9 protein-coding genes are annotated in these 12,517 nt (G+C 74.2%); 2 read left to right on the forward strand and 7 right to left on the reverse strand.

Annotated elements, in window-relative coordinates:
* Positions 1 to 121: 121 nt before the first annotated feature.
* A complete protein-coding gene (locus tag IF37_RS0123965) occupies positions 122 to 1,639 on the forward strand; it encodes a hypothetical protein (protein ID WP_253915832.1) in 1,518 nt (505 codons plus the stop codon).
* A gap of 45 nt (positions 1,640 to 1,684) precedes the next feature.
* On the opposite strand, the gene IF37_RS0123970 is transcribed toward IF37_RS0123965, so the two are convergent.
* From IF37_RS0123970 to IF37_RS0123985, 4 genes are all read right to left on the reverse strand, one after another.
* Positions 1,685 to 3,334, reverse strand: a complete 1,650-nt coding sequence (locus tag IF37_RS0123970) for a glycosyltransferase family 2 protein (RefSeq protein WP_030746082.1) — start codon at positions 3,332 to 3,334, stop codon at positions 1,685 to 1,687.
* Positions 3,331 to 5,568 carry a CDP-glycerol glycerophosphotransferase family protein gene (locus IF37_RS0123975; RefSeq protein ID WP_030746084.1) on the reverse strand — a complete coding sequence of 746 codons (2,238 nt, stop codon included), beginning with the start codon at positions 5,566 to 5,568 and terminating at the stop codon, positions 3,331 to 3,333. The genes IF37_RS0123970 and IF37_RS0123975 overlap by 4 nt, the downstream gene beginning before the upstream one ends.
* Positions 5,569 to 5,704: 136 nt before the next feature.
* A complete protein-coding gene (locus tag IF37_RS0123980; RefSeq protein WP_052845331.1) occupies positions 5,705 to 6,574 on the reverse strand; it encodes an ABC transporter ATP-binding protein in 870 nt (289 codons plus the stop codon).
* Entirely contained in the window at positions 6,567 to 7,481 is a 915-nt protein-coding gene (locus tag IF37_RS0123985) for an ABC transporter permease (RefSeq protein WP_030746091.1), read from the reverse strand. The genes IF37_RS0123980 and IF37_RS0123985 overlap by 8 nt, the downstream gene beginning before the upstream one ends.
* Before the next feature lie 203 nt (positions 7,482 to 7,684).
* On the opposite strand from IF37_RS0123985, the gene IF37_RS0123990 reads away from it, so the two are divergent.
* Positions 7,685 to 8,323, forward strand: a complete 639-nt coding sequence (locus IF37_RS0123990; protein WP_030746094.1) for a TetR/AcrR family transcriptional regulator — start codon at positions 7,685 to 7,687, stop codon at positions 8,321 to 8,323.
* A gap of 44 nt (positions 8,324 to 8,367) precedes the next feature.
* Here the strand turns inward: IF37_RS0123990 and galE are convergent, their stop codons facing one another.
* Genes galE through IF37_RS0124005 form a run of 3 tightly spaced genes read right to left on the reverse strand, consistent with a single transcriptional unit; the run spans position 8,368 to position 12,391 of the window.
* Positions 8,368 to 9,348, reverse strand: a complete 981-nt coding sequence (galE, locus tag IF37_RS0123995) for a UDP-glucose 4-epimerase GalE (protein ID WP_030746097.1) — start codon at positions 9,346 to 9,348, stop codon at positions 8,368 to 8,370.
* Positions 9,345 to 11,069, reverse strand: a complete 1,725-nt coding sequence (locus IF37_RS0124000; protein WP_079165856.1) for a glycosyltransferase family 2 protein — start codon at positions 11,067 to 11,069, stop codon at positions 9,345 to 9,347. The genes galE and IF37_RS0124000 overlap by 4 nt, the downstream gene beginning before the upstream one ends.
* 50 nt (positions 11,070 to 11,119) lie before the next feature.
* Complete coding sequence (locus tag IF37_RS0124005) at positions 11,120 to 12,391, reverse strand: glycosyltransferase family 87 protein (protein WP_173456974.1); 1,272 nt, start codon at positions 12,389 to 12,391, stop codon at positions 11,120 to 11,122.
* Positions 12,392 to 12,517: the final 126 nt, after the last annotated feature.

Genomic DNA, 12,517 nt, shown 5'->3' on the forward strand with positions numbered 1-12,517 from the left:
CGCGTCCCCGCCGCCTTCCTTCCCGGCTTTCCCCTTCGCGGCTTCCCCCTTCCCGGCTTCCCCCTTTCCGTTTTCTCCCTTTCCTGTCCGATCGGGGTGTTTCGGATAGGGTCGGTGAACCATGTACACCGCGCCGTCCGACACCGAGCCGGAGCGCCGTACGGCACCGGCGCGCGGCTCCGTGGCGCGCGCCGGCCGGGTATCGGCGCGGGCCGCCGCCGCGCTCGTCGTGGTGCTGCTGCTCCTGGTCGTCCTCCGGCTGCCGTGGGCGGGCGACCTCGGCATGCACGCGGCCACGATCCAGCGCCTCCGGCACAGCCTGGCGCACCCCGGCGACCCGCTGGTCGACGCCGCCGCGCCGAGCCCGTACTACTCGCCGTGGACGCTGCTGCTGGGCGCCGTGGCCAGGCTGACGGGCCTGTCGGTCTTCGTGGTGCTGCGGCTGGCCGCGCTCGCCGGACTGGCTCTGCTGGTGACCGGCGTACGGAGCTACGTGCGCACCCTCACCGACCACCGCGCCGCCCCCGCCCTGGCCCTGCTGAGCCTGCTCCTCCTGTGGGGTCCGCTGCTGTTCTCCTGGAGCGGCTTCCTCGGGCTGAACTCCCTGGCGCTGACGGTGTCGTACCCCAGCGTGTTCGCGCTCGGGCTCGCCTTCCACTTCTGGGCGTGGCTGACGCGGGCCGCGCGCGGACGGCCCACCTGGCGGACGGGGCTCGCGCTCGGCGTGCTGTGGGCGCTGATCCTCCTCTGCCACCAGTTCACCGGGGTGGTGGCGTCGCTGGGCGGCCTGGCCGTGCTGCTCGCGGCGCGGCCGGCGCGCGGGGCGCTGCTCCGGCTCGGCGCCGGGCTGCCGGCGGGACTTCTGGTGCTCGTGTGCTGGCCGTACTACGACTTCTTCGCGCTGTTCTCCGCGGGCGGGGACCTGGAGGCCGTCCACCGGCCGCTGTACCGGCACCTGGCCGGGCGGTTCGGCTTCGTGCTGCTCGGGGTGGCGGCGCTGGGGTTCCGGCTGCGCCGGGACGTCCGGGACCCGCTGGTCCTGTTCTTCGCGTTCGGTGTCCTGGTGTTCGCGGCGGGGGGCCTGACCGGCCACTACTCCTGGGGCCGTGCGCTGCCCGCCGCGCTGGTCCCGGCCCAGCTCGCGGCGGCGCTCGAGGTGGTGTCGGCGGGGCGGCGGCCGGTGCGCGCCGGATGGGCGGGCGTGCTGCTCGCCGCGCTGGCGGCCGGTGCGTGGACGCAGGCCGGGACGCTCGGGTACGTGGTGGGGCGGGACGCGCTGCCCCGGGTGGTCGCGGCGAAGTACCGGACGCCGTGGACGGGATACCAGTGGATCGTGCGGGCGGGGGTGCGGTACGGGGACGTGGTGATGGCCCGGACGACGCCGGCCCGGCAGATCCCCGCGTACGGGGCGTACACCGTGGCGCCGGGGTATCCGGATGTGTTCCTCGCCGACGAGGGGAGGCGCCAGGCGGCGGTGCGGCGGTACTTCGCGGCGGGCACGGAGGTGGCGCGGCGGCGGGCCATCCTGCGGGAGTACGGGGTGCGCTGGGTGGTCGCGGGCACGTCCGCGAAGGCGCCGTGGCTCAGCGAGACGGCCAGGGGGCCGGGCGGCCAGGTCCTGTACCGGGTGGTGCCCTGAGCCGGTGCCGCACGGGCCGGGCGGACGCGGCGCGGGGCCGGCCCCCTACCTGAGCACGCTCGCCACCAGCCGCGCGGCTGCCCGCACCCGGGGCCGTGCCACCCGTCGGGCCACCGGACGGATCACCCGTGCCGTCACCCCCGTCGGCCGCCAGCTCAGCTGGAGGCGGCCGGGGCCCATCCCCTCCGGTCCGACCGTGAGGTCGTGGTGCGCGACCCGGACGCGGCGCGGCGGGAAGTCGAGCGGCGCCAGGAGCAGGGCCGCGTTGGACAGGCCCTGCTGCTCCAGGCGGACCAGGGGGTGCCGGACGCCCGCGAAGCCCTGGAGCGGGAGCGAGGCCGCGGCGAGGTCGAGGCGGACCGTGCCGTCGAAGACGCCGGGGCGGACCGGGTCCAGCCGGAACGGCACCGTCATCCGGCGCCTGCCGGGCGTGAGCAGCAGCGAGGCACGCTGAGGACCCACGGGCAGGCGCAGGCCGGGGTCGTAGGTGCGGATCGCGAGGGTCAGGGTCGCGCCGGAGCCGAACGTCAGCTCCGTGATCTCGTGGCGGAACCACGCGGCGGGGAACGGGCGGGTGTCCAGTTCGAGGTCGGACAGGTCCAGTTCGCGGCGGGCCCGCTCCGTGACGGGCACGCCGTCACCCCAGTAGGGGACGCCCGTGCCGTCCGACGTCACCCGCCGCGGTGCCACCCCGTGCCCGAGCCCGCGCGCCGCCAGTCGGGCCTCGGCCGTGCGGCCCTGCCGCAGCAGTTCCAGCACCACCCGCTCGGGCCGCGGCAGTCTGGCGTAGGCGCCGGGGGACAGCGTGTCCAGATAGGGGTTCATGAGCTCCGCGAAGGACGCCAGCCACTCCTCGTCCCGGTACGGCAGGTCACCGGCGTACATGCGGAAGTCGTGCTTGAGGAACTTGTAGTCCTTGTCCTCCCGCAGCCCCGCGTGCCCGCTGGCGGCCAGGAACTCGTCGATCAGCCGCTGGACGTGCACCCGGTCGCGGACGTTGGAGATCCGGTGCCGCTGGTTGGAGATGGAGGCGGCGGACTCGGCGGCGAACGGCTCGATGTACCAGATGTACACCGGGTCCGGGACGATCGTGAAGGCCTTCGCCAGGCAGTACGCCTGCGCCGAGAACAGCTGGTCCTCGTAGTGGATGCCCTCGGGGAAGCGCAGCCGGTGGCGGTCCAGGAAGGAACGGGCGTACATCTTGCCGGTGGACAGGTGTTCGAAGAAGAGGCGGGGGTCCTGTTCGATGCCCTCCACCGTGCGGCGTTCGGTGACCAGGTGCGGCATCCAGGTGGAGCGGCGCCCGGTGTCCACCCGGACCCGGCGGACCGCGCCCATCGTGAAGTCCACCTCGCGTTCCCGGTGGGCGGCGAGCAGCGAGGCCACCGCCCCCGGCGGGAGTTCGTCGTCGCTGTCGAGGAACATCAGGTACGGCGCCCGGGCGATCTCGACGGCCCGGTTGCGCGGGGCGCTGCATCCGCCGCTGTTCTCCGGCAGCCGGATGTAACGGATGCGGTGGTCGCGCGCGGCCAGCCGCCGGGCCACCGTGGGGGTGTCGTCCGTCGAGTGGTCGTCGCTGATGACGATCTCGATGTTCGCGTGGGTCTGCGCGCGCAGCGAGGCGACCGCGCGGGGGAGGCGGGCGGCGTCGTTGTAGACGATGACCGTGACCGTGACGTCGGGGCGGGTGGTCATGCCACGGCCTCCTCGGGCGTCGGTGCGGGAGTGCGGTCCTCGACGGGGAGCACGGGCGGCAGCGCCTCCTCCGGTTCGCCGAGGAACACCCGTCGTACGACCCGTTCGGCGGCGCGTCCGTCGTCGTACTCGCAGAACCGGCGCCGGAAGGCGGCCCGTGCCTTGGCCGCGCCGGCGTCGCGCCAGGCGCCCGAGGTGAGGATCTCCGTGAGTTCCTCCTGGGTGCGGGCGACCTGACCGGGGTGCTCGGCCATCAGGTCGAAGTAGACGCCGCGGGTGGTCCGGTAGGTCTCCCAGTCGTCGGCGTGGATGACGATGGGACGGTCCAGGTTGGCGTAGTCGAACATGATCGACGAGTAGTCCGTGACCAGCGCGTCCGCGGCCAGGCACAGTTCCTCGACGGGGTCGTAGGCGGAGACGTCGATGATCCGGCCGGAGCGGCGCAGAGCGGCCGGCGGGGAGGCGGTGCCGCCGTAGAAGTAGTGGGCGCGCACCAGCAGGACGGTGTCGTCGCCGAGCCGGTCGGCGAGGGCGGCGAGGTCGAGGCGGGGGGTGAAGCCGGCCTCGTAGTCGCGGTGCGTGGGGGCGTACAGCACGGCCGTCCGGCCGGGGGCGATGCCGAGGCGGTCGCGGGCCGCGCGGACCGCCCGGGCGTCGGCGGTGTAGAAGACGTCGTTGCGCGGATAGCCGTAGTCCAGCGAGGTGAAGCGGGACGGGTAGGCGCGCTGCCACATGCGGGTGGAGTGGCTGTTGGCGCTGACGCTGTAGTCCCACTTGTCCACGCGGGCCAGCAGGGCGGCGAAGTCCAGGCCCTGGGCGGCGGCCGGGTGGTCCATCTGGTCCAGGCCCATGCGTTTGAGCGGGGTGCCGTGGTGGGTCTGGAGGTGGACGGCGCCGGGTCGTTTGACCACCGCGTTGGGGAAGTTGACGTTGTTCGTCAGGAACGCGGCGGTGGCCAGCGTCTCCCAGTAGCGGCGGGTGCCGGGGACCACGTGGTCGGTGCCGGGCGGCAGCAGGGCGGCGTTCTCCTTGCTCACCACCCACACCCGGCGGATGTGCGGGGCGAGTTCGGCGAGCTTCGCGGCGATCGCGGCCGGGTTGCAGGCCACCCCGCGGTCCCAGTAGGCGGCGAACACGGCGAGACGGGGGTCGAGCGGGCGGCTCAGGGCGCGGCGGTACCGGTGGTCGCGGAGCTGGGCGCCCAGCTTCCGCCTGCGGGTCCGTACGGCCGTACGGGCGGCGCGGCGGGCGCGGTTGGCGCATCGGAACGCGCGGTACCTGGTGTACGCGCCCTCCTCCAGCAGCGCGTGGCGCACGCCGTCCGGGCCGGGCGGGCGCCGGTGGTCCTCCGGGCGCCAGCGGACCGCGGCCAGGGAGGCGCGGCGGAAGAACTCGCGGGCCACCGGGTCGGGCAGGTCCTCGCGGGCGAAGGTGCGCACCAGGTCGCGCACCATCAGGTCGTACAGCACCGCCCGCGGGGCGCGGCGGTCGCGGGTGAGCGGGAGCAGGGCCTCGTAGCGGTCGACGAGCGCGAGCCGGTCCTCGGGGGCGCGTGGCGGCAGGCTCTCCGGGCGCAGCACCCGGTGCTCGTACGCCGTCTGGTTCAGGCAGGCGACACGGCCGGCGCACAGCAGCGCCGCGTGGGCGGCGAGCGGCTCGTCGTCGCTGTTCAGCCGGTCCTGGTGGGCGTGCCAGAAGGCGGCGCGCAGGGCGCGGTTGCCGAGCAGCGGGGTGAGCCGCAGCAGGTCGGCGGCCTCGTCCAGCGGCCGGGCGGCCCGGCCGACGGCGGCGAGGTGGCGGCCGTCGCGGGAGGGGGCGGAGGCGGTCCGCCAGGTGGTGGTGACGTGGTCGAAGAGGAGCACGTCGACGGGGACCGCGGGTTTCCCGGGGCCCGCCGCGCCCGCGGTGTCCGCGCGGTCCAGTTCGGCGGTCCGCTCGGCGATCAGCCGGGGGGCGCCGGCCGGCAGGCCGTCCTGGGCGTGGACGAAGTGCAGCCAGCGGCCGGACGCGCGGGCGGCGCCGGCCGCCCGTGCCGCCGCGTCACCGGTGCCGTCCGGCAGCGGGACGACGATGGTCTCGGGCGCGTGGCCCTCGGCCGTCTCCCGCGCCCAGTCGCCGACCGCGGCGACGATCACCTCGGCGTCGGGGAGGGGGTGCGCCGCCAGGGAGTCCAGCAGCTCGGTCAGATGCCCCTGTGCGTTCGGCCCGTGGACGATCACGCTCAGCTGGGGCATCGCGGTGGACTCCTTCGACTCGACGTCTCCCGGCGTACCTTCCATTACATAATGTCACTAAGTGGATGAAACGGGTAAGGGTGCGTCCGGATGGGTGATGGTCGCCCCGGCGGAGACCGGCCCGGCGGAGGCCGCCTCAGCGCCGGCCGGCCGCGGCGGCGGGCTGCGGTGCGGGCTTCTTCGGGGCCGGCTTCTTGTCGCCCGTGAAGGCCTCGTACTCCTTCATGACCTCCTCGGTCGGCCCGTCCATGCGCAGCTCGCCGCGCTCCAGCCACAGGACCCGCTCGCAGGTGTCGCGGATCGACTTGTTGTTGTGGCTGACCAGGAAGACCGTGCCGGCGTGCTGCCGCAGCTCGCGGATGCGTGCCTCGGACCGCTTCTGGAAGGAGCGGTCGCCGGTGGCCAGCGCCTCGTCGATCAGCAGGACGTCGTGGTCCTTGGCGGCGGCGATGGAGAAGCGCAGCCGGGCCGCCATGCCGGAGGAGTAGGTGCGCATGGGCAGGGTGATGAAGTCGCCCTTCTCGTTGATCCCGGAGAAGTCGACGATGTCCTGGTAGCGCTCCTTGACCTGCTCGCGGGACATGCCCATGGCGAGCCCGCCGAGGAAGACGTTCCGCTCCCCGGTGAGGTCGTTCATCATCGCCGCGTTGACGCCCAGCAGGGACGGCTGGCCGTCGGTGTAGATGTGCCCGCTCTCCACCGGGAGCAGTCCGGCCACCGCCTTGAGCAGGGTCGACTTGCCCGATCCGTTGGTGCCGATGAGTCCGATGGCCTCGCCCTTGTAGGCGGTGAACGACACGTTCCGCACCGCGTGCACCCGGCGCACGCCGGCCGCCTTCTCGGTCTGCTTGCGGCGCAGGATGCGGTTGAGGGCGGCGGTGGCGGTGCCGCGGCCGGCGCCGGTGCCGTTGACCCGGTAGACGATGTCGACGCGGTCGGCGACGACGGTGGGGACCTTCTCGGTGTTCTCGGTGTTCTCGGGGTTTTCGGGGTTCTGCTCAGCCACGGCCGTACGTCTCCTCAGCCTTCCAGAAGTAGATGAAGCCGCCGACGCCGGCGAGCAGGGCCCAGCCGGTGGCCGCCGCCCAGACGTGGGGAGGCAGGGCCGAGGCGTGGAAGCTGTCGATCAGCGCGAACCGCATCAGGTCGATGTAGACGGCGGCCGGGTTGAGCTGGAGCAGCACGGTGACCAGGTGCGGCAGGTCGTCGTGCTTGGTGATCTTGTCGATGCTCCACATCACGCCGGACACGTACATCCAGGTGCGCAGCAGGAAGGGCATCAGCTGGGCGATGTCCGGGGTCTTGGCGCCCATCCGCGCCACGATCATCGACACGCCCGCGTTGAAGGTGAACTGGAGGACCAGCGCGGGCACCGCCAGCAGCCAGGAGGCGGCGACCGGCACGCCGAAGCAGAGCAGGATGACGACCAGCGCGCACATCGAGAACAGCAGCTGCTGGAGCTGCTGGAGCGCGAAGGAGATCGGCAGGGCGGCGCGCGGGAAGTGCAGGGCGCGGACCAGGCCGAGGTTGCCGGAGATGGCGCGGGTGCCCGCCATGATCGAACTCTGCGTGAACGTCCAGATGAACACGCCCGTGACCAGGAAGGGGACGTAGTCCGGCACGTTGTGCTTGGTGCCGAGCAGCACGCCGAAGATGAAGTAGTAGACCGCCGCGTTCAGCAGCGGGTTCATCACCTGCCAGACCTGGCCGAGCTTCGCCTGGCTGTACTGCGCGGTGAGCTTGGCGGTGGCGAAGGCGCTGATGAAGTGGCGGCGGGCCCACAGCTGGCGGACGTACTCCGGCAGGGAGGGGCGGGCGCCGCTGACCGACAGGCCGTGCCGGGCCGCGAGCGCCGCGAGGTCGTCGTCGGCCGGGGCCTGGGTGGGGGGCGGTGTGTGGAGGACCTGGCTCACATCCGCTGCTTTCGCTCGGGGGAGGGGGTGCTGCGCCCGGCTCTCGCCGGGGGCGCCGCGTCCGTACCCGTCGTCCGGTGTTTCCTCACCGTTCTCTTCTCGTTCTCTTACGTCGGGACGGGACCGTATCGTCGCTACGCGAGAGTAGGCCCAATGGACGTCGGAACGCAACCGTTTCGTCGTCACGGCCTATGCTGTGCGGTATGACGACGAACGCCGCCGAGTCCGCCGACGAGCCGCCGGCGCGTCCGCGCCGCCGGGCGCCCGCCGGAGCCGCCGTGCTCCGGGAGGACGTGACCGAGGCCATCCGGGCGGCCGTCTTCGAGGAGCTGGCCGCCGTGGGCTACGCGCGCATGTCCATCGAGGGCATCGCCCGCCGGGCCGGCGTGGGCAAGACGGCGGTGTACCGGCGCTGGCGTTCCAAGCTCCACCTGGTCCTGGACGTCGTCTCGGCGATGGCGGTGACCGGCTTCCCGGTCCCCGACACGGGCTCCCTGGAGGGTGACCTGCGGCTGCTGTACGAGGTCACCTCCCGCGCCCTGCGCCACCCGGTCGCGTCCCAGATCATCCCCGACCTCCAGGCGGAGGCGGCCCGCAACCCCGACCTGGCGGAGGCCTTCCAGAAGGCGCTGCGGGACGGCCAGGACGGCGTCGCCAGCGGGATCGTCTCGGCGGCGCAGGCCCGGGGCGAGGTCCGCCCCGGCATCGACGCCGACCTGGCCCTGGACCTGATCTCCGGCCCGCTGTACTGGCGCTCGGTGGTGATCCGCGCGGGGAAGCCGCCCAAGGGCTACCTGGAGCGGCTGGCACGGGCCACTGCGGGGGCGCTCAAGGCCCTGTGACCGCCGGCCGCCGGCCGCCGCGGCCCGAGGGTCACAAGGCTCGGCTAGGAGCGTGCCGCCTGCGGGTGCCGGCCGATCCAGCCCTCCCACGCCGACGTGATCATGTCCGGTACGTCGTATCTGGCCCGCCAGCCCAGCTCCGTGGCGATGCGGGTCGCGGAGGCGACCACGCGCGCGGGGTCGCCGGGGCGGCGCGGGGTGACCGTCGGGGCGCGGTCGTAGCCGGTGACCGCGTTGACGTGGTCGATCATCTCGCGGACGGAGACGCCCTCGCCGCGCCCGATGTTCAGGGTCAGGGCGGTGCCTGGGGAGGAGCGGAGGGCCCGGGCCACGGTCACGTGGGCCTCGGCCAGGTCGGCCACGTGGATGTAGTCGCGGACGCAGGTGCCGTCGGGCGTCGGGTAGTCGTCGCCGAAGATGCGCGGTGCCGCGCCCCGCGTGAGCCGTTCGAAGACCATCGGGACCAGGTTGGACACGCCGGTGTCGGCGAGTTCCGGGGCCGCCGCGCCCGCCACGTTGAAGTAGCGCAGCGACGCCGTGGCCAGGCCGGCCGCCCGGCCGGTGGCGCGCACCAGCCACTCGCCGGCGAGTTTCGTCTCGCCGTACGGGGAGACCGGCCGGCAGGGGGTCTCCTCCGTGACCAGGTCGACGTCCGGCATGCCGTACACCGCGGCGGAGGAGGAGAAGACGAAGGACGGGATTTCGGCCGAGACCACCGCCTCCAGCAGGACGCGCAGCCCCTCCACGTTCTCCCGGTAGTAGTGCAGCGGCCGTTCGACCGACTCGCCCACCCGCTTCTTCGCCGCCAGGTGGACGACCCCCGTGATGCCGTACCCGGCGAGCGTCCGGGCCAGCAGCTCCGCGTCCAGCACCGAGCCGCGCACCAGCTCGACCCCGGCCGGCACCCGCGCGGCCAGACCCGTGGACAGGTCGTCGTAGACGACCGCGCGTTCGCCCGCCTCGGTCAAGGCCCGCACCACGTGCGCCCCGATGTATCCGGCACCGCCGGTGATCAGCCAGGTCATGTGCGGCCGTCTCCTCGTCGTTCGTCGGCTGTTCGTCGGCTGTTCGTCGGCCGGCCCGGTTCCCAGTGCAGCAGGCGGCGCAGCCGGCCGCGGGCCACCCGCAGCACGCCACCCGGGCCGGTCGCCACGCGCAAGGCCAGTGCGCCGGAGTGCGTGGCGTACGGCTGTGCCAGGAGTACGCCGTACACGGCGCTCGGCACGGCGTGCCGGCGCAGTCGGCCGGCGCCCGTGAAGGCGTGCGCCGTGACCTCGCGCCGCGCGCCGTCCGCGAAGCGGAGGGTCAGGCGCAGGTCCCAGGTGCCGGAGCCGAGCCCCGCCAGGTCCACGGGCACCCGGGCCGTCCAGCCGTCCGCGCCCGAGGGCGTGAGCGGCACGGTCGCGCGCCCGCGCGTGCGGCCGTCCTCGCGCGCCCGCCACTCCGCCCGCACCTCGCGCGGGCCCGCCCCGGCCACCCTGCCGTACAGCTCGTGCAGCCGCAGGCGCAGCAGCGAGGCACGCGCGCGGGGGCGCAGTTCCGCGTCCACCGCGAGCGGGAGCGTGGCGACGGGCCGGGCCAGCAGGGCGGCCAGGGAGACCTCCGGGAGGCCGGGGGACCAGACCGGGGCGCCGTCGGCGGCGCGCGCGTAGGGCGGCAGCAGGCGCGCCGGGCGGGCGGCGAGCTCCCGCAGCCGGGGCAGGTCGCGGGGCTCGGGGGAGGCCAGTACCACCCGGCCGAGCAGCCGGCCGGGGGCGGCGGGGTCGGGCTCCCAGTCGGCCGCGTCGTAGCGGGCGAGGTACTGCCGGGTGTGCGTCCACCACGCCCGCTGGTAGGGCGTGTCGCGCAGGATCAGGTCGCGCGCGTACATGCGCACCTCGTGGTCGAGGAACTTGGCGCGCGCCGCCCGCGCCAGCTCCCGCTGCCCGGCGCCCAGCAGGATGTCGTACGCCCGCGCGCACGCCTCGACGCGCGCCGTCCAGTTCGCGATGTGCTCGCGGTCCAGCGAGAGCGACAGCCGTTCGGCCGACCGGCGCACCTGCCACACGTACACCCGGTCCGGCACGAGCGCGATCCGCGGGCTCGCCGCCAGCACCCGCGCGGTGAAGACGAAGTCCTCGTAGAGGAAGCGGCCCTCGGGGAAGCGGATGCCGTGCGCGCGCAGGAAGCCGGTGCGGTACAGCTTGTTGACGCACAGCGTGTCGTGCACCAGCCGGGGGCGCTCGGCGGGGCGCTCGAGGACCGTGTGCGCCGTGTAGAGGGGCGCCTGCCACGGCTGTTCGCGCCCCGACGGCAGCTCCCGGCGCACGCACAGACCGCCCGCGACCTCGGCGTCCGCCCGGGTGGCCGCGCTCAGCAGCGCGTCCGCCGCACCGGGCGGCAGCACGTCGTCGCTGTCCAGGAACATCACGTACGGCGCCGTCGCCGCGTCGACCCCGGTGTTGCGCGGACTGCCGCAGCCGCCGCTGTTCGTCTCCCGGCGCACCACCCGCAGCCGGGGTTCGCCGGAGGCCAGCCGGGCGAGCAGCCCGGCACTGCCGTCGGTGGAGCAGTCGTCCACCGCGATCACCTCGGCGACCGCGGGTCCCTGCGCCAGCGCCGAGCGCACGGCGTCGGCGATGTGGGCGCGGTCGTTGTAGCCGATGACCACGACGGAGACCCGGGGCGCCGGCGCCCCGGCCGGTGCCGGGCGCGGGTCCCGGCGGGCGGTGTCTCGCGGTGCTGGGTGCCGCGGTGCTGGGTGCATGGGGTCCACGGGCCGAGGGTGGGGGTGGGGGAATGTTCAGTATTACCCCGTTAGGAGACGCTTAGCGCACGATCGGGAAGACGGTCGGCGCCGGCCCGGGACTGCGTCGCCGGCACCGCCGTCCGGGCCGGTGGCCGCGCGCCCCGCCACAGCCGTACGAGGGACAGCACGGCCGCGGCCGTCAGCACCCCGTTGCGGGCCAGCATCAGCAGGCACCCGGCCCAGCTGCCGTCGATCACCTCTCGGTAGCACATCGGGTACACCACCGTGCTCAGCGCGGACGCCGCCAGGACCAGCACCGCCACCGGCCGCTGACCGGTCTGCCGCGAGGTCAGGCACACGGCGGCCAGCCCGATCAGCCAGATCAGGTACTGCGGGCTGATGACCCGGCTGGTGACCGTGAACAGCAGCACCGCGCTCAGCGCCGCGTCGAACGGCGTGGCCCCGGTCCAGCGCCGCGCCCGCACCCGCCACAGCACCAGCAGCCCGAAGGAGAGCGCCGTCAACGCGAGCGAGGCGGTGGCGACGGCGTGCACGTGCGGGCCGACCAGCTCCATCGCGCCGTAGCGGTAGCGGACCCGGCCCGGCCAGCCGGCGTGCCGGGCCAGATTGAGCGCCGTACCGCCGAGCGACTCGAGCTGCACGCCCCGGCCGCCCTGCTCGCGGAGGAAGGACAGCGGATGGGTGAAGAAGACCGCGAGCAGGGCGAGGCCCGCGACGCCGGTCCACACCGCCGACGCCCACGCCGTGCGCGTCGGCCGGCCCCGGGGCGTGCCCAGCAGCACCAGCGCCGGCCACCCCTTCACCAGCGCGCCCAGCGCCCCGAGAACACCGCCCGCGCGCGGGGAGCGCGCCGAGGCCAGCAGGGACAGCACGGCCAGGGCGGTGACCTGGACGTCGTACCGGGCGAGCGGCAGGTGCAGCAGCAGCGGCAGCCCGCCGGTCCACGCGGCCGCGCCGAGCAGGCTGCGCCCGGGCCGGGTGCCCGCGCGCACCAGTGCCGCCGTGGTCAGCGCGTCCACGGCCAGGGTGAGCAGCACGAACGCCTGGAAGTACGTCAGCCCCGGCAGCAGCCCCGGCGCCAGCAGCACCGCGCCCGCGCCCGGCGGGTACTGCCACAGCGTGTCGTGCGCCGGGAAGGAGCCGTCCGCGAGCAGGCCGTACCAGTGGAAGTACAGCCGCCACACCTCCCGGGTCACCGCGCCCCCGCCGAGCAGCCGGGCGCCGCTGTGGACGGTCAGCCACAGCATCAGGGCACGGGTGGCGAGCCACAGGGCGGCGAGGGCGAGGACCGGGCCGGAGGTGACACGGAGACGGTTCATCACATGGGAGCCTAAGCGGTATGGATGGGGTATCCATGCTGATACGCCGTCAAGAACGGCAAATATTGGCTAATCGCAAGAGATCGGGCCGCCATGGTGAACGTCGGGCTTCCTGCGGAACCGCAG

Source organism: Streptomyces sp. NRRL S-31 (genome assembly GCF_000718775.1).
In the GTDB taxonomy this organism is placed as follows: Bacteria; Actinomycetota; Actinomycetes; order Streptomycetales; family Streptomycetaceae; genus Streptomyces.

Bases quoted from the DNA above. Each gene is read 5' to 3' on its own strand.
- IF37_RS0123965 (WP_253915832.1), top strand. From the start codon at position 122: ATGTACACCGCGCCGTCCGACACCGAGCCGGAGCGCCGTACGGCACCG.
- IF37_RS0124005 (WP_173456974.1), bottom strand. From the start codon at position 12,391: ATGAACCGTCTCCGTGTCACCTCCGGCCCGGTCCTCGCCCTCGCCGCC.
- IF37_RS0123990 (WP_030746094.1), top strand. From the start codon at position 7,685: ATGACGACGAACGCCGCCGAGTCCGCCGACGAGCCGCCGGCGCGTCCG.
- IF37_RS0123975 (WP_030746084.1), bottom strand. From the start codon at position 5,568: ATGCCCCAGCTGAGCGTGATCGTCCACGGGCCGAACGCACAGGGGCAT.
- galE (WP_030746097.1), bottom strand. From the start codon at position 9,348: ATGACCTGGCTGATCACCGGCGGTGCCGGATACATCGGGGCGCACGTG.
- IF37_RS0123970 (WP_030746082.1), bottom strand. From the start codon at position 3,334: ATGACCACCCGCCCCGACGTCACGGTCACGGTCATCGTCTACAACGAC.
- IF37_RS0124000 (WP_079165856.1), bottom strand. From the start codon at position 11,069: ATGCACCCAGCACCGCGGCACCCAGCACCGCGAGACACCGCCCGCCGG.